Annotated in this window: 17 protein-coding genes; 14 read left to right on the top strand and 3 right to left on the bottom strand. The window is 35.7% G+C overall.

What is annotated here, in order from left to right:
* Positions 1-84 precede the first annotated feature (84 nt).
* Positions 85-690: a bacterial Ig-like domain-containing protein gene (locus I583_RS15945; RefSeq protein WP_010762447.1), complete on the top strand. Its 606-nt coding sequence runs from the start codon at positions 85-87 to the stop codon at positions 688-690.
* Positions 691-2,142, top strand: coding sequence for a helix-turn-helix domain-containing protein (locus I583_RS15950; protein WP_010762448.1), 1,452 nt, complete (start codon positions 691-693; stop codon positions 2,140-2,142). It begins immediately after the preceding gene.
* Positions 2,143-2,287: 145 nt separating this feature from the next.
* Here the strand turns inward: I583_RS15950 and I583_RS15955 are convergent, their stop codons facing one another.
* A complete protein-coding gene (locus tag I583_RS15955; protein WP_010762449.1) occupies positions 2,288-2,875 on the bottom strand; it encodes a helix-hairpin-helix domain-containing protein in 588 nt (195 codons plus the stop codon).
* Between the two features lie 520 nt (positions 2,876-3,395).
* On the opposite strand from I583_RS15955, the gene I583_RS15960 reads away from it, so the two are divergent.
* From I583_RS15960 to I583_RS15990, 8 genes are all read left to right on the top strand, one after another.
* On the top strand, positions 3,396-4,937 hold the full coding sequence (locus I583_RS15960; RefSeq protein WP_010762450.1) for an ABC-F family ATP-binding cassette domain-containing protein: 1,542 nt from the start codon (positions 3,396-3,398) through the stop codon (positions 4,935-4,937).
* Positions 4,938-4,948: 11 nt separating this feature from the next.
* Positions 4,949-5,326 (top strand): FAD-dependent oxidoreductase, encoded by a 378-nt coding sequence (locus tag I583_RS15965; protein WP_010762451.1) that lies wholly within the window; start codon positions 4,949-4,951, stop codon positions 5,324-5,326.
* A gap of 56 nt (positions 5,327-5,382) precedes the next feature.
* Positions 5,383-6,210: a GNAT family N-acetyltransferase gene (locus I583_RS15970; protein ID WP_010762452.1), complete on the top strand. Its 828-nt coding sequence runs from the start codon at positions 5,383-5,385 to the stop codon at positions 6,208-6,210.
* 224 nt (positions 6,211-6,434) lie between these two features.
* Positions 6,435-7,250, top strand: coding sequence for a helix-turn-helix transcriptional regulator (locus I583_RS15975; protein WP_010762453.1), 816 nt, complete (start codon positions 6,435-6,437; stop codon positions 7,248-7,250).
* 137 nt (positions 7,251-7,387) lie between these two features.
* Positions 7,388-7,705 carry a PadR family transcriptional regulator gene (locus tag I583_RS15980; RefSeq protein ID WP_010762454.1) on the top strand — a complete coding sequence of 106 codons (318 nt, stop codon included), beginning with the start codon at positions 7,388-7,390 and terminating at the stop codon, positions 7,703-7,705.
* Positions 7,698-8,285 carry a DUF1700 domain-containing protein gene (locus I583_RS15985; RefSeq protein ID WP_010762455.1) on the top strand — a complete coding sequence of 196 codons (588 nt, stop codon included), beginning with the start codon at positions 7,698-7,700 and terminating at the stop codon, positions 8,283-8,285. The genes I583_RS15980 and I583_RS15985 overlap by 8 nt, the downstream gene beginning before the upstream one ends.
* Positions 8,282-8,437 (top strand): hypothetical protein, encoded by a 156-nt coding sequence (locus I583_RS16910; RefSeq protein WP_010762456.1) that lies wholly within the window; start codon positions 8,282-8,284, stop codon positions 8,435-8,437. Before I583_RS15985 ends, I583_RS16910 begins: the two co-directional genes overlap by 4 nt.
* A gap of 169 nt (positions 8,438-8,606) precedes the next feature.
* On the top strand, positions 8,607-9,701 hold the full coding sequence (locus I583_RS15990) for an acyltransferase family protein (protein WP_143140030.1): 1,095 nt from the start codon (positions 8,607-8,609) through the stop codon (positions 9,699-9,701).
* A gap of 69 nt (positions 9,702-9,770) precedes the next feature.
* On the opposite strand, the gene fabI is transcribed toward I583_RS15990, so the two are convergent.
* On the bottom strand, positions 9,771-10,523 hold the full coding sequence (gene fabI, locus I583_RS15995) for an enoyl-ACP reductase FabI (RefSeq protein ID WP_010762458.1): 753 nt from the start codon (positions 10,521-10,523) through the stop codon (positions 9,771-9,773).
* 303 nt (positions 10,524-10,826) lie between these two features.
* On the opposite strand from fabI, the gene fabF reads away from it, so the two are divergent.
* The 3 genes from fabF (at position 10,827) to I583_RS16010 (ending at position 13,415) form a co-directional block, all read left to right on the top strand.
* Positions 10,827-12,065: a beta-ketoacyl-ACP synthase II gene (gene fabF, locus I583_RS16000; protein WP_010762459.1), complete on the top strand. Its 1,239-nt coding sequence runs from the start codon at positions 10,827-10,829 to the stop codon at positions 12,063-12,065.
* A gap of 2 nt (positions 12,066-12,067) precedes the next feature.
* On the top strand, positions 12,068-12,502 hold the full coding sequence (gene fabZ, locus I583_RS16005) for a 3-hydroxyacyl-ACP dehydratase FabZ (RefSeq protein WP_010762460.1): 435 nt from the start codon (positions 12,068-12,070) through the stop codon (positions 12,500-12,502).
* Positions 12,503-12,695: 193 nt separating this feature from the next.
* Complete coding sequence (locus I583_RS16010; RefSeq protein ID WP_010762461.1) at positions 12,696-13,415, top strand: hypothetical protein; 720 nt, start codon at positions 12,696-12,698, stop codon at positions 13,413-13,415.
* Positions 13,416-13,585: 170 nt separating this feature from the next.
* On the opposite strand, the gene I583_RS16015 is transcribed toward I583_RS16010, so the two are convergent.
* Entirely contained in the window at positions 13,586-15,262 is a 1,677-nt protein-coding gene (locus I583_RS16015; RefSeq protein WP_010762462.1) for a PucR family transcriptional regulator, read from the bottom strand.
* Between the two features lie 169 nt (positions 15,263-15,431).
* Here I583_RS16015 and I583_RS16020 point away from each other — a divergent pair, with 169 nt between their 5' ends.
* Complete coding sequence (locus tag I583_RS16020) at positions 15,432-16,322, top strand: oxamate carbamoyltransferase subunit AllH family protein (RefSeq protein ID WP_010762463.1); 891 nt, start codon at positions 15,432-15,434, stop codon at positions 16,320-16,322.
* Positions 16,323-16,424 lie beyond the last annotated feature (102 nt).

Consider the following 16,424-nt stretch of genomic DNA (forward strand, 5'->3'; position numbering starts at 1 on the left):
GGGCTAGAACAAAAGCCGAGTGACAACGGCTTTTGTTCAGGCCTTTATTCGATTAGATCAAACTCTAGGAGGCTTAAAAAAACAGTGAAAAATAAACCTTTGTTAGTTGGCACGGCATTATTATTTTCATCGGCACTTTTGGTTCATTTTGACACGTTTTATGGAGAAGAAGCCACAACTCCTGGGAAATATAAAATGACATACGAGGTAGATGGAAAAGTAGAAACCGCAATAGTTGATGTAAAAGAAAACCAGACGGAACTACTCCTAAAAGATATTGTTATCAGGCAAAACGAAAAGTGGACCCCGCTAGACAATGTAGTGTCTTTAATAGCCAAAGATGGGGAACCGTTGAATATAAACCAAGTGACAATTAAACACAATGTTAATACACAAAAATCAGGTGTTTATTTTGTGAAATTCTCTTATGAAACTTATGCATCTATTGCTATGGTATCAGTGAATCAGTTTAGCAAACCTAATTCAAAACAAAGAGTAATGAATGACTATTCCCCGATAGATTCTCAAATAAAAGTTATGCTGAATGATGAACTGCTACACACTGAACTTGCTAAACCAAAGCAAAACCTAAACAATTCCGGAGGAGCGGATCTGCCAGGTTCCACGAATTTTGGAAATATGTTGAGTTTCCTATCAGGTACCTTACTGTATGGAACAAGGAGAGTATAAATGGATTTCTTGTTATTAGATGAGCGAACGAATTTAAAATTATCAATTATCCAGAAATTAGAACAACATTATTCGTTTTCGGAGCGTAAGGATATTTTATGTGAGCAATTGAATACTTCACAATATCTTTTAGAGCGGAGTGTTTTAGAAATAAATGAAGACTTGAAAAGATTTGGATTGATTGAGGATATGGAGTTGATCGAGCATGGCAATGAAATCATCCTATTCCAAGGTCAGCAAACATCATCAAGCATTGTTGAGGAAAAATATTTAAAATATTCACTGGAATTTACCTTACTACAAACCATATTTTTAAATCAATTCACTTCAATCAAAAAATATGGAGAAAAACACGGTATGAGCCGCACGGTTGTCTATAAAATCGTAGATAGAATCCGGAATGAGTTGGCCCAATATGATATAAAATTATCTAAAACGTTTCAGTTAGTTGGCGATGAAATGAAGATTCGCCAGTATTTTAATATGTTGTATTATCGAATTTACAAGGATTCAGATGAGCCGTACAATCAGTCATATGTCTTATCGGTCAATGAACTTTTTTCCGCTATTAAACCACATTGTGAAGAAATAAACACGTATTATCTGTTTAAACATTACTTGTTTGTTATGTTAGAAAGGGTAAAGCGGAAACGTCAATATTTTTTACCTAGTCATTTTCATTCCGCTGATTTTGATCAAGAAAACACGATTTATCAAGCAATTGCTCAATGGAGCAGACAGACATTAAATGGCACAACTCGAGAAATAGAATCCGAAGTGCGAGGTATTATCAGCCAGCTTTCAGTTTATCGAATCGAATTTTGTGATGTTGAAAATAAAAATATTGAAAAATATACACAACAGTTGACCCAATTATTTCTTGAACACCCAGAATTAACGCTAACAGGCCATGAATTTTGGAATAATGTGAATAGGACGATTTACCAGCATAAATTTATTACGCCTTTAATAGACCTTACGCTACGAGTGATGGATTTAGATTTTTTCCATGAGCGTTACCCGATCCTATTTGAAATCTGCCATACATTTATTTATCAATTGGGCAAAGAGGAATTTAAGTTCAGTAAGAAATCACTTTTTTTTAATTTATTGCTAGAACTTTCCCAGCAATACGATCAGGAAAGCGAAAAAAATACGATTAATATCCATGTGAATTTCACTCAAGGTGAAAAATACAACCAATTTATTAAAGCACAAATCAAGATTTTCGATTCTTTTAGCCTAAATTTTCAGCCAGTTATACGTCCAGACACAGATTTGATCGTCTCTGACTATCTTCCCACAACAACTTTTTCAGCACGGCATCTGATCTGGTTAGCTCCCCCTAGAGCAAGCGATTGGCGAAATTTCGGTAATGAAATCGTACAAATCAATAAGAATCTACAATTGGTAAAGAATAGAAAAGAAGGAGAACAATACAAAAATGTTTAGCTTTGAGAAAATAAGAGGGCATGTTCAAATTTGATATAGAAGTATTCTTAATTGGTGCTTTTCAAATTTTTTTCTTGTTTTTTTGAGCTAAAAGATTTAATATCGGTCTTTTTTTAGCATTAGAAGCAAGGGAGAATATAAAAATCTACTGAATCACAAAAGAAGTAACTTCAATAATCGGTGCATCTTTTTGATTGCTTTTAAACTGTATGATATCTGAAAAATAGATTTTATCACCGTTTTTTGTTGTGAGTATTCCATGAGCGGAACCTTCTTTTCCATGTGTTAAGATAGACTGGATTTCCAGTGTACTAAGATTTTTTTGCTTTTGGAGGATTGTATCAATAAACACTTCTCTATCTTCTACAGGAAGTTTGCCTGGAATAATCCAGCGAAACGCGTCAGAAAGTATGGTTTCTAACAGCTGTTGATTTCCTGATGCTGCAGCAATCAAATAATCTCGGATCATTCTTCTTTTTGGCGCATTGTCACAATTTAATGAGCAAATAACGGCAAATTCTGTGTTCGGGATCTCGTCGTTATCAAAACGATTTTGAAAAGTTAAATTGTGGTCAGCTAAGGTTTGTTCTAAGATCTTGATCGCTTTAGGCCCGACACCGTGCATTTTTGAAAGGGTCGCTTTATCCAACGTGCTAACTTGTTCAATCGTTGTAAAGCCAATCGTTTTAAGTGCGTTTTCGGCAGGTTTGCCAATGTTTGGTAATTTAGTCATCCAAGTTGCCTCCATCCTTGATTTAGTCCTATTTCCTATTATAAAGCTATACACTTAGGTTTGGAAATGATCATGTTTGAGGTAAAACGACTACAGTGCAAAAATCATTGACTACTGTTGTTGTATTAACACGATATAAACGAAACCTGTAGTTGTTCATAAATAGCTACGACGATAAATCGACCTTATTTTATTTGGATTTGACTATTTTTCTGCAAAATGGTAGAGTAACCCCTGAGGAAGGTGTTTCAAATGTACGTATTATATATTTCAACTCTTAGCTCCCTACAACTTATTTTTGATGAAGTGTTGTATGGAGCTTAATCGGAAAGCTTATGAGCTTTTCTTATTCATCAGTAAATTTCGTATACTAAAAAAATAGCACATGTTTGCTATGTATTTAGTCTGCTTATTTACTGAAGGATATATAGATTAAAAGGCCCTAGACATTTTGTCTATGGGTCTTTTTTGTATGTTCTTTAGTAAAAATCTAAGAAACCACATGAAAGAGGAAACGAAAATGGAATTATTACAAGTCAAAGATTTAACCTATGCAGTACCAGATAAACAGCTTTATGAAAATAGCTCATTTACCTTAAGAAGTAATGAACATATGGGGATTGTTGGGAAAAATGGTGCAGGGAAAAGTACCTTGTTGAAGATGCTTTTAGGAGACGTATTACCTGATGAAGGCGTGATTACTTGGAATCCTGCAGCGACTTTAGGTTATTTAGATCAGTACATCGATATGGACCAATCACTTACGATTAACGAATTTTTAACGTTGGCGTATCAAGAATTATTTAACACAGAAAAAGAGATGCTGAAACTATATGAAAAATATGGTGAGTCAGGTGACGATCAATTATTGACGAGAGCGGCAACCTATCAGGAGCAATTAGAAATCAAAGGATTTTATCAAGTAGAAAATGATATCAATAAAGCGATCACAGGGCTAGGAATCAACGATGCGGATCAGACATTGAGTTCTTTAAGCCGTGGCGATCAAATAAAAGTGATTCTAGCGAAATTATTGTTGGAAAAACCTTCTGTTCTGATCTTAGATGAACCAACGAACTATTTAGATCAAGAACATATCGAATGGTTGACAGATTATTTAAATGCTTTTGAAAATGCCTTTATTATCGTATCCCATGACACAAACTTTTTGAGCAATATTGCAACCTGTATCTGTGATATTGATTTTGGTTCCATCAAAAAATACCATAGTAATTACACAGATTTCTTAAAACAAAAAGCGCATTTATCAGAGGCTTACCAAAGTCAATTTGACGCCCAACAAAGAAAAATTAAAGAAACCGAAGCCTTTATTCAAAAAAATATCGCTGGTATTAAAACGAAAATGGCTCAAGGAAGAAGAAAGCATTTGGAAAAGATGGATCGACTGAAAGAACCAGAAAAGAAAATCAAATCGAATTTCTCCTTTAAATTAATGCCCCAAAGTTCACCCAATGTTATGACAATTGATGAACTAACGGTAGGCTACAAAGAGTCTTTGATTACCGTACGTGATTTACAAATAAAAAAAGGTGAAAAAATAGTGATCACTGGTGCTGATGGTATCGGGAAATCCACATTAGTGAAGACCCTTCTGTCAGCTATACCAGCGATTTCTGGAAAAGCTCAATTTTCGCCTCAAGTCGTTATTGGCTATCATTCGCAAGAAATCGAATGGGAAAATACTGAATGGACACCAATCGAAGCGTTAGCCAATAAATACACGAAGCTTACCTATGAAGATGTTCGTCGTGAATTGGCAAAATGTGGTTTGAAACGTGAAATTGCTTCAAAAAATCTTTATATGTTGAGTGGTGGCGAACAATCGAAAGTGAAATTGTGTGATTTAACGATGCAGCCAAGCAATTTTCTGATCTTAGATGAGCCAACCAATCATTTAGATGTCGACTCAAGAAAAGCGCTGCAAGATGCTTTAAAAGCGTTTAGAGGAAGTGTTTTATTAATATCAAACGATGAGGAATTTTACTTACCAGTTGCCGATCACGTTTACACCGTTGCAGATAAACATTTTATTAGACAGTGAGGCGATTGGTGATGGGATTGACAAGTATTAATAACGCCCGTATGTATCAGCTTCTGTCAGTAGGACAAGCACAAGAAGTTTTAGAAAGTCAGTTGGCTGAACGGATTTTGATTGTTGGCAGTGGTGTTTTAGAATGCATGATCGCGATTGAGTTAGCTGAGCAAGGGAAAGAAATCACGCTTGTTGAAAAAACAGATGAGTTACTTTTAGATTGTCTAGACACTCCGAAAAGAGTAGAGCTTTTGAAAAAATTAGAGTATTTGGTTGTGACCATTTTTTTAGAGACTTCTGTGAGCAAGGTTTTGGAAAATCAAGTATGTCTCTGTAGCCAAGAAGGTTTTGAGACCTTTCTCGACATTGATAATATGATTGTTCCTAAAAAACTATGAATATTTTTAAAATCGTTTATAGTTAAAGAAACAAAGTAAATAAAAGGAGAACAATTATGTTTATACCGATAGAAGAAGTCCCGTTTCAACAAGTTGTAGAAACCTGGAATCAAGGTTTTAGTGATTATCTATTACCAATTCATGTCGATCAAGAGGCCTTAGAGCGAAGAATTCAATCATTTAACCTTTCAAAAAAACTCTCAGCTGTATTTTCTGTTGATGGAGAATTTGCTGGTATCATTTTATTAGGGATCCAAACGTTTCAAGAAACAAAAGTGATGTGGGTTGGCGGTATGGCTGTAGTTCCTAACTATCGCAGAAGTAAAGTTGCATCTAAATTGATCGATTACGCAGAAAGTTTAGCAATAGAAAATCAATGTGATCATCTGATTCTTGAAGTGATTGCAACGAACGAGCGTGCCAAGCAATTATACGAAGCAAAAGGGTTTCAACGTGTAAACGAGCTGGCAGTAGGCGAAATTATGTTTCCGACCGTAAGTAGCGAAAAAAACGAATTTCATTTTAAATCAGTTTCTTCTAAAGAAGTTGCAGGAATCGAGAAGCAATGGACACCTTGGCAAAATCGCTCTGTTTTTTCAGATAGAAACTATGAATTCTATCAAGAAAAATCGAAAATTGGTTCAATTAGTTTCAATTTAGCTGAAGAATCTGATGAAAAAGTGTTAATCATCAAACAATTACATTTGCTAAAGATTGAAGATCGATCATTAATATTGGATATGCTGCTCACATTAAAAGAACAAGAACATTGTGACACCGTCAAATTAGCTAATTTTGATATGGAAATGCCTGTTTATGCTGAGCTTGAAAAAATAGGTGTTGCATTACAGCTCACACAATTTCAGTTAGCAAAAAAATGCTAAAGAAGGAACAAACTATCTATTTTGAATGAAAAAAAGGGCTGTTGCATTCGTTTATCCAAATGATTGTAGCAGCGTTTTTTTGCTTGCTCTTTTTATAGAAACGTTACTAAATAGCATTAAATCAATAAGCAACGTACCGTTGCAGTAGTCTTTATTGTATAATTAAATAATGCAACGTATTTATGCGTTAAAAAGGATAGACGTTAGAAAAGGAGTGGCTTATAGTGACTGTAGAAATTGGCAAACAAATTAAAAAGTTCCGTCAAGAACAACAAATCTCGCAACAGGATTTAGCAGACTATTTGAACATTTCACGTCAAACGATTTCTAAATGGGAGCTGGGAAAAAGTCTTCCGGATTTGGAAAACGTTGTGAGGCTTTCTGAGTACTTCAAGATTAGTGTGGATGTTTTATTAGGACGTAAAAAGCCTGGTTTCTTTAGAGGACTGTTCGATGGAAAAGAAAGAAGGCAAAGTCACATGGATCAAAAGAAAGAAGAAATAAATAGTACGGTTTTCTATAGCGCCTATGCACCAGACATCAAACTGCTATTTTCAGAGGGAAAACGAGTGAATACATTTATAAAAATTGAAGATGATGTTTTTCCTCAAGCCACGTTTTCAAAATTGATGGGGTATGCAAATTGCTTATGCTGTTTTAAGGGGGAGACGGTCTCAATCGATCAGATAGGAAAGTTCAAATTTGCTGTAAATATCCCAGTAGAACATCCAATAGCTACATTTTCGCTACATGATATAGTGGAAATAAATCTGCAATTTGGTAAATATTTTCGGAATGTTGGCGGGAATTACGTGACGTTGATCGATATTATAACGAAAGAGCAAAGCTATTACTTGTGGGGAGAATCTTTAAAAGTTGCACATGCGTTTTGGCACCACGATATATTTTCTTCAGTGCAGATCAATATAGATAAAGCATTCCAAAAAGCGTTAAATCTAGAAAATGAAGATGAGGCTGTTGAAGCAATTCGTGATCAGGCGGAAAATATTCCATTGTTTTATGGAAAAGTGAACGGATAAAAAGATTTCTATAGTGCTTATTGTGCGATTAGGAGAAGACTCGAAGAGTTATCTCCTAATCGTTTTTTTTTGTTTAAAAATACTTCTTGACGCGTTATACTATGTATTGTATAGTAATGTGTAACAGGAGGTATATTATGGATTCACAATTAAAAAAAGGCTTGCTGGAATATTGTATTTTAGCCATTTTAAAGAAATCTGATTCCTACGGTTATCAAATCATCAAAGATTTATCAGATGTGATAACAATGTCAGAATCAACATTATATCCAATCTTAAAACGGTTAGAAACAAAGGAAGAATTAGAAACATATTCAATGGAACATAATAGTCGCTTAAGAAAATATTATCGAATCACAGATACCGGTAGAGATAAGATCAAAGAGTTTATCCAAGAATGGGACGAAGTAATGAAAGTATATCACTTTATTGAAATGGGGGAGAAAGATGAATAAACAATCGTTTTTGTACCAATTAAAAGAAGGGTTGATTCGTTTGGACGAAGCGGAAAAAGAACAATTTATCCGCTATTATGATGAACTGATCGAAGATTATATAGAAGATGGTGCAAGTGAAGCACAAGCTGTAAAAAAACTAGGGAAGCCATCGGTCATAGCTAGTAAAATTTTGGAAGAGGCATTTGAAGAAGGAAATATTACGCCGAAAAAAACGCTCAGCCCGTTACTTGTGCTGTTGCTCGTTCTTGGCTTTCCTTTATGGGGTAGTCTTTTAATCGCTGTAATTGCGCTTGTTGCATCTGCTTATGTGGTTATATGGTGTCTTCCTTTTTCGACTGGAGTGTTTGCAGTGGCTGGGTTGATTGCGTCCGTTTTTAGTATGTTTGCTAGTTTTTTTGCACTACAAGATGGTATTTATATTGCAGTCACGCAGTTAGGTGTTGGCGTTTTAGTATTGGGATTAGCCATACTGAGCGGGCTGTTAACGATTTTGATGGCAAACTATTTCATCAAAATTTCAAGAAGCTTTTCAAATAAAGTTTTCCGTCTGATTCGGGTTAAGGAGTTGTTATTATGATGAATAAAAAAAACATATTTCGGCTGGGGATTGGATTGACTGTAATCGGTTTGATCATTACATTAGTGGGCTTCACAATGGCAGGATGGCAAATGGATAAGTACCACGAAGAAGCACCAATATCTTGGTATCGAACAGTTCGGTTCAATTAAAAGGATAGAAGCATTTTCTAGGGGAATTCCTGGCGATGTTTCTATTTTTATATAAGTAAGAGTTATTTCTAAAATAACGATACAAAAATCAGCCTCAGTACCGATAAATTTTAAAATAGGCTTTGTTATAATAAAAACTAAGAAAAGGTGTTAGGAAGTCATGATTGGTATGGGGGTGAAAAGTATCGACAGATTCGCGAAAGAAAAGCAGCTGAGTACTAAAGGGATCGATTTAGTTAAATATGCGGCAGCAATTTTAGTTATTTGTTTTCATTGTGAAAGTGTTTTTCAAGATCCGGCAATCGGTCACTTATTTAAAAATGTTTTGTGCCGGGTTGCGGTTCCTTATTTTTTGATTTCAACTAGTTACTTTGTTAAAAGAGGACAGAATCAATCATCTGATTACATAAAACAGTATATTAAGTCATTGGTGAAATCTTATTTGTTTTGGAGTCTGATTTATTTGCCGGTTGGGTTTACGTGGATTCAGCAAAATTATTCTCTTAGCCCTATGCTATATCCAGTCGCTTTGGTAGCCGGATTATTTTATACAGGAACTTATTATCATCTTTGGTACATTCCAGCTGCAATTTTCGGAATCATTTGTGTCCAGTGGCTGCTCAAAAAAACTGGCTATGTGGTTTTGTTTAGTTTAGCTCTACTTATGTATGCGTTTGGTTCGTTGGAAACCTATTATGCTTATATTGGAAATGAACAGTTGAAAGTCTTTTTTGATCAGTATATGGGAGTATTTGTCACAACTCGTAACGGCTTGTTTTTTGCATTGATCTTTGTGGTGATTGGCTTCTTCTTATGGGATTATCATGAAAAGATTGTGAACTACCAAAGATACTTAGGCGGGCTTTTAGTCCTGATGGGAATCTTTTTAGTAGGCGAAGGAATTATTGTTTACTCAAACGTTGGAATCGATAAGAATTTTATGTGGATGCTCGTTCCTTTCACTGGTTGCCTTTTTAGCTGGAGTTTATTTGTGAAGGTGGAGAAGAAAATCAATGTAAAACGGTTGCGAGAGTTAGGTAAATATTATTTTTTTGTCCATCCATTATGTATTTTGTGGGCAGCTAATTTAGTGCATAGTTATGAATTTTTTGCCAATAGTTGGCTGCAGCTGATCGTGACGTTACTGGCTACGCATCTATTAAGCTCACTAATAATCACGGTGACTGAGCAATTACCTTGCTACTATTTTGATTTACAACTTATGCTAAAAGTAAATAGTCGCTATATCCAAAATCTTATTTAATACTCGATGATGAAATGAAAAAGTGAGGCTGGGAGTAGATTTTTTTACCTTCTCCCAGCTTCATTTTTTTTAAGTAAGATGAACGCCTTTATCCACGTAAATAATATCGCCGACAATACCAGCAGCGAGTTCGCTCACTAAGAACGCACAGGTATTTCCAACTTCTTCGATCGTAACACCTGCTTTGTCTGGCGTACGACCTTCTGAAATTTTGATCAATTGATCGTAATCTTTCACGCCAGTCACTGCAAGCGTTTTGATAGCTCCAGCGGAAATTCCATTCACACGGATTTTATCAGCTGCAAATTCATAAGCTAAGTATTTTACAGCTGTTTCTAGTGACGCTTTAGCGATTCCCATCATGTTGTAGTTCGGAATGGCTCTTTCAGAACCAAGATAGGTCATTGTGACAATTCCTGACCCTGGATTTAGCATTGGTTTAGCGTGATGTGCAACAGCTAAAAGTGAGTAGCTGCTGATATCTTGAGCCAATAAAAAACCTGAACGGCTGATATCACTAACATTTCCATCTAACTCTTCTTTGTTAGCGAAGGCAATAGCGTGCACTAAACCATCGATTTTGTCATATTTTTCTTGGATCGTTTGGAAAGCTTTAGCAATCGACTCATCAAAGGCAACATCGCATTCAACAAGTAAATCTGTTGGTTCAGCTAATTTTAACACTTGTTTTTTCATACGCTCATTTTGGTATGTGTAAATAATATCAGCGCCTTGTTCTTTTAATGCTTTGGCACATCCCCAAGCAATACTTCTTTTGTTTGCTACGCCCATCACGACGACTTTTTTATTTTTTAGAAACATATGGTTTTTCCCCTTTTAAAATTATTTTTAGTGTGTGAAAAAGGTCTCACATCTTAATAAAATCTAAATATCTGATTTTATTTAAGTTGACGGATAAAATTGCAACTGGTATTATCTGTGTTGAGAATGATAAAAAAATTCTCTAACGAATAAGCAACACCCGTACAGACATTTTATCGGATGTCTGAATTATTAACTAAAATACTTTGAAAGTCAAACTATTTTACTTAAATTTAAACAAAAAAGTGGTGTTTAAGCAAGTTCTTTTTAATTTGATAGTCAAAACAATAGTGGAGGTGCACGATGAAACGAGTTGTAATAACAGGAATGGGAGCAGTGACTCCTTTAGGAAATACTGTGAAAGAGTATTGGCAAAATCTAGTCAATGGAAAATTAGGAATCGCTAAAATTACTAAATTTGATTCTGAAGATACAGGTGTGGCACTTGCAGGCGAAGTGAAAGACTTTGACCCAAGTGAAGTTCTTGATCGTAAAGAACAAAAGCGGATGGATTTATTTTCTCAGTATGGGGTAGTCGCTGCGATGGAAGCGTGGAATATGAGTGGTTTAACGCAAGATACAATCGATCCCAAGCGTTTTGGTGTAATTGTCGGTAGTGGGATCGGCGGTATGACAACGTTACAAGATCAAGTCAGAGTCATGGATAAAAAAGGGGCTAAACGAGTAACACCTTTCTTTGTACCAATGGTGATCGCAAACATGGCTTCTGGAAATATTTCAATCAAATTAGGAGCAAAAGGCCCCTCTCAAACAATCGTGACAGCCTGTGCTTCAGCGACGAATGCTATCGGTGAGGCATTCCGTACAATCAAATACGGTTTAGCTGATATGATGATCACAGGTGGGACAGAAGCGACGATTTGTGAAATCGGCATTGCTGGTTTTGCCGCTTTGAGTGCGTTGAATACGACAGAAGATCCAACAAGAGCATCGATTCCATTTGATAAAGAAAGACATGGTTTTGTAATGGGTGAAGGTGCTGGCATGTTGATGTTAGAAGAATTAGAGCACGCGCAAAAACGCGGTGCAACGATTCTAGGTGAAATCGTAGGTTACGGTAGTAATTGTGATGCTAGTCATATGACAGCACCGTTGAAAGACGGTAGTGGTGCGGCAGATGCTATCGAATTAGCTTTAGCAGAAGCGGCAATTGATGCTTCTGCTGTAGGGTATGTCAATGCTCATGGTACGTCAACACCAGCCAACGATGCCGCAGAAACAGCTGCATTGAAACGAGTGTTTGGCGAACGTGCCTATGATATTCCAGTTTCAAGCACAAAAAGTATGACAGGTCACCTTTTGGGAGCCGCTGGAGGAATTGAAGCAATTGCTTGTGTGAAAACGTTACAAGAAGGTGTTGCACATCCAACAGTAGGCTATGACGTAGCTGATCCAGAATGTGATTTAGATTATGTAACAGATGGCTCACGCCCCGTACAAGCAGAATATGCGATCAGCAATTCGTTTGGCTTTGGCGGTCATAATGGCGTTATTTGTATGAAAAAATGGGAGGAAAACTAACAATGACAAGATTAATGAATGCAACAGAAATTATGGAAATGATTCCAAACCGTTACCCAATTTGCTTTATCGACTATGTGGATGAAATCATCACGGACAAAAAAATTATTGCGACAAAAAACGTAACGATCAACGAAGAATTCTTCCAAGGACATTTCCCTGGAAACCCAACAATGCCAGGTGTTTTGATTATTGAAGCACTAGCACAAGTTGGATCGATTTTAATTTTGAAAATGGATCAATTTAAAGGTGAAACAGCTTATATTGGTGGAATTAATAAAGCAAAATTTCGTCAAAAAGTAGTGCCTGGTGATGTGTTGAAACTACATTTTGAAATCGTGAAAATCAGAGATTATGTAGGAATCGGGAAAGCTACAGCTTTTGTTGAAGATAAAAAAGTTTGTGAATGCGAATTGACATTTATTGTAGGTAGATAATAGAGAGTAAAAGACGAAAAGCCGTAAAGGGAAGCCCTTTTCCGGCTTTTTTTGTTTGATAATGGCTATCAAATTTTGGAGTCTATTTTTATTATACAGTAGATTTAATCTTAAAAATCGAATTTTTTTTTGCTTAAATTGAGTGACTAAGTAGCTATTATATATGATACACTATTAAAAAAGGAGGAATTTTATGAAAAAGAAAACTATTATGGGTGTGTTGTTAAGTACAGTGGTGTTAGTTGTTGGTATTTCCTATTCGGTAAAAAACGCGGTACAGGCTTCAGATACAACACCAGTGACGAACACAAACGCTGTGATTGATTATTATTATCAAGCTGAGACTGAGAGACCATCATTTAACTTGGAAGGTAGGAAACAAAGCCTTGCCCCGTTAACTGTCAATCATTATGTAGATCCGGCTTCAAATGATGGTGATTTTTATCTATTTAAGCAGGAGCAATATTTTGATATAGGGAACGATTTTGTATTTAACCCTAAGGACCATTACTTAAATTTTGATTTTACTGAATGGGATCCTGATTATTCTCATAATGATTTAGCATCAGATGAACCATTTAGAATACGCAGAGAATCAAAAAATAGGACGATAAATTATTACTACGTTGCTGAAATAGAGACACCCTCATTTCGTTTAGATGAAAATGATCCGAAACGTAAGAGTGTGCTCACTCAGTTAACAGTAAATCATTACGTTGATGGTGGTCTTGAACGTGCCTACTTATATATGCAAGAACAATATTTTAATGTAGGAAGTGGGATGAAGTTTGATCCTAAAGATCACTACTTAAACTTTGATTTTACCGAATGGAATCCTGAATATTCCCATAATAATCTAAGTTCAGATAAACCATTTTTAATTGGCGATCATGCTAAATTAGGTGAGTATTGATCAAAAATAAAAGATAGGTCCGATTATAAAAAGAGTAATCTAACTGAGACATTAAATGACGACTAAAGTGTTATTTATTGTCTCAGTTTTTTTGTGCAATATTGGAGCCATAGAAATTTTATTTCTGTTTTACTTTTAGCAGCGTAAAAATTGAAACACGGCTAAAGTGACTAATGGTATAACTCATACAATTTTAACGCCAATTGCAGTGCAAAGGTATTTTTTTCTTGATCTAGATCAACTGGCAGTAGCCCTTTGATTTTGTCAATTCGATAAAGTAACGTATTTCGATGGATAAACAACCCTCTTGAAGTTGTTGCGATATTCAAATGATGCGCTAAATAAGCCTTTAATGTTGGAGTGAAACTTGTGTTATTCTCTCGATCATAGGTCAATAGTGTATCTAAATAGTGTGTGTAGAATTTTTTTCCCTGTTCCTTTGAAATCGAATCAACTAAAAAGGAATCAAAGTAAAAGTCATTAAAAAAATAGATTTTCTCTTCTCTTAAGTCATCCTCAAGCAATTGGATGACTTTTTTTGCTTCATCAAAACTTTGAGATAATTCAAGGATCGGCAACGTTGAACCAATCGTACAAAATATTTCCCGTTCAGAGTGACCCTGTTGTTCCAAATACATACGGATTCGTTCAGCAGTATCAGAAATTTCATTATGAGTTTTTAATGTACTTAATTTTGGATCGGTGCCTAACAGCATAACTAACTGATTTTTACGGCTAAACAAGTGAAGCTGTGGAAACCGGGTGGCTGTGTAGGTTGTTAGTGATGATAATAAGCTTTTCATTAGTCGATCTTCTGACTGCTTCTTTTTCATCAAAGAATCCGATTCGTGACCGAATGTTTGTATCGAAAAAATCAAAACTGTATAGTTTAAGCTTGGATCAATCGTTGTATCATAAGCAGCTAAAGCCTCTAGATTTTTGATTTGACCTGTTAATAATTGATCGAAGAAATCACGACGAATCCGATTTTCCGTCCGTTCAATTTCAAAAATCCGCATTTGCTCTAATGCAAATGCCATCGAACCATTTTCTAAAGCAACATAATCAAGGTCGGTTAATGGTCGTTCTATTTGATAAACCAAAATGAAGCCGTAATGAATCGTATCAAAGTAAACAGGCATGATCACGCAAGGGTATTCTTGTTCATCCAATAGAATACCCCGAGTGATCGGCTTTTGAATACGCTCAAAATTTGTTGGTAAATCAGTAAAAATTTGAATAGGGAATGGACATGTATCATCGGACTTTTTGATAGCCCCTTGGATCAGCGGTTGTTTATAATCACTGACAGCTAATACCGTCCAGTCTGTATCAACTAAGACAACAGGATTATTGACCATTTCTGCTAATCCCAAAGCAATTTTGCTCATGCCACCACCATGGAGCGAGATTTCAAAAAATTGTGAATGGATATCTAAAGAAGCTTGGTTCAGCTCATTCATCCGTCCAGAAATTTCTGCCATGACAGTATTCATTATTTTTGAAAATGCGATCCCATAAGGAATTTCAATAATAGGAAGAGAGAGTTCATCAGCTAAATTCCTCATAGATTCAGGAATCCCTTTTAAGTAAATATGTGGTTTGATACAAATTGCAGAACAATTGATTTCTTTAAAACGTTGAATAAAGCGTTTTTGGATTTCGGCATTTTCACTGAAAAAATACCCAGAAGTAATCAGTAGTTCTCCAGCTGACAACCAGTCTGAAGCGTCAGGATTATCTAAAATATTTACACCGGTGATCTTATTTTCAAGCCCTTTTGAACCAGCGACAAGTTGAAACGATTTGAAAGGAGCAAGTTGCAGGAAGTTTTTGACTGTTAGCATGATACACCATCTTTCTAGTTTGTGATCTTGTTTTCTTAACTATACGATAATTGGTTAAAGTGTACAACTGAGAAAGAAAATATTCGGCTACTCTATCTGTATATGAAAAGGCTTACTTAGTGTAAATTGAGTAGTGTAAAGAAGATAAACGATTAAGGAAGTGAATAAGATGCGTACGTATCAATCCCTGTCAGGAACTCGAAATTTCATATCTGAGATTCAAAATCAGTCATGGAAAGGAGCAGTGCATAGTACGTTTAATCGAACAATAAATATAATTTGTGATTCAGGAGAACTGTACACCATAGCGGCAGAGGAATTGGACAATGCGCCCAATACATTGAGAGTAACTGACTTTTTTTACAATCGGCCTCAAATACGTATAAAAACCCCAGTTTATTCCCAAAAAGGACTATTAATGATTGGGGAAACAGCAGCAATTGAGAGTCAAAGTGCGAGTGAGTGGTATTATCCGGAAATTGAATTTCCAAAGAAGTCTGAGTATTCAAGGATCGAAAAACGATTAGCCCAACTGAATCAATGGTTAATCCAATTGGAAAATACCGGTGGCTATTTATTAAACAAGACACAAGCAACAACATACGAAAAAACAATACACGTGATGCTTTGGCAAGAATCAGAACAATTATTGGTGTACTTGAAGGAGAAGCAGCTGTTTCAAGCGATGAGACAATTAAATCGGGTGATTGGATTAGGTCCGGGTTTGACTCCTTCAGGTGATGATTTCTTAGTTGGATTAGCACTCATTTTTACCACCGTTAATTATCCGTACCATTCATTCAAACAATGGTTGTTCAATAGCCGAAATGAGTTGAAAAAACGAACGAATATTATCAGTTTTTCCACATTAGATTGGGCGATCAAAGGGATAGCTAGAGAACGGATCGGTTGTTTCTTGAAGGAGTTATTTTATGGCGAAAGCGAGGCAGTTTTGAAAGAGAAAATGTTCGCAGTATTGGCAATCGGCTCAACATCTGGTGGTGATATATTGGCAGGCATGTTGGCAGGAATTAAACTGACGTTGGAAAGTGTAAAGTGAACTGTTTTTATTGAATGTTATCTAGCAATGCAGGCTAGTCTCTCGGAAAAAAGATAACTAATAAATGAGGCAAAAAACACCTCAGTTATTAGTTCCTATTTT

This window comes from Enterococcus haemoperoxidus ATCC BAA-382 (assembly GCF_000407165.1).
In the GTDB taxonomy this organism is placed as follows: domain Bacteria; phylum Bacillota; class Bacilli; order Lactobacillales; family Enterococcaceae; genus Enterococcus_L; species Enterococcus_L haemoperoxidus.

What these genes read in the sequence shown, in the direction of transcription:
- I583_RS15970 (WP_010762452.1), top strand. Translation starts at nt 5,383, where the DNA reads ATGTTTATACCGATAGAAGAAGTCCCGTTTCAACAAGTTGTAGAAACC.
- I583_RS15980 (WP_010762454.1), top strand. Translation starts at nt 7,388, where the DNA reads ATGGATTCACAATTAAAAAAAGGCTTGCTGGAATATTGTATTTTAGCC.
- I583_RS15965 (WP_010762451.1), top strand. Translation starts at nt 4,949, where the DNA reads ATGGGATTGACAAGTATTAATAACGCCCGTATGTATCAGCTTCTGTCA.
- I583_RS15950 (WP_010762448.1), top strand. Translation starts at nt 691, where the DNA reads ATGGATTTCTTGTTATTAGATGAGCGAACGAATTTAAAATTATCAATT.
- fabI (WP_010762458.1), bottom strand. Translation starts at nt 10,523, where the DNA reads ATGTTTCTAAAAAATAAAAAAGTCGTCGTGATGGGCGTAGCAAACAAA.
- fabZ (WP_010762460.1), top strand. Translation starts at nt 12,068, where the DNA reads ATGACAAGATTAATGAATGCAACAGAAATTATGGAAATGATTCCAAAC.
- fabF (WP_010762459.1), top strand. Translation starts at nt 10,827, where the DNA reads ATGAAACGAGTTGTAATAACAGGAATGGGAGCAGTGACTCCTTTAGGA.
- I583_RS15985 (WP_010762455.1), top strand. Translation starts at nt 7,698, where the DNA reads ATGAATAAACAATCGTTTTTGTACCAATTAAAAGAAGGGTTGATTCGT.
- I583_RS16015 (WP_010762462.1), bottom strand. Translation starts at nt 15,262, where the DNA reads ATGCTAACAGTCAAAAACTTCCTGCAACTTGCTCCTTTCAAATCGTTT.
- I583_RS16020 (WP_010762463.1), top strand. Translation starts at nt 15,432, where the DNA reads ATGCGTACGTATCAATCCCTGTCAGGAACTCGAAATTTCATATCTGAG.
- I583_RS15955 (WP_010762449.1), bottom strand. Translation starts at nt 2,875, where the DNA reads ATGACTAAATTACCAAACATTGGCAAACCTGCCGAAAACGCACTTAAA.
- I583_RS16010 (WP_010762461.1), top strand. Translation starts at nt 12,696, where the DNA reads ATGAAAAAGAAAACTATTATGGGTGTGTTGTTAAGTACAGTGGTGTTA.
- I583_RS16910 (WP_010762456.1), top strand. Translation starts at nt 8,282, where the DNA reads ATGATGAATAAAAAAAACATATTTCGGCTGGGGATTGGATTGACTGTA.
- I583_RS15990 (WP_143140030.1), top strand. Translation starts at nt 8,607, where the DNA reads ATGGGGGTGAAAAGTATCGACAGATTCGCGAAAGAAAAGCAGCTGAGT.
- I583_RS15960 (WP_010762450.1), top strand. Translation starts at nt 3,396, where the DNA reads ATGGAATTATTACAAGTCAAAGATTTAACCTATGCAGTACCAGATAAA.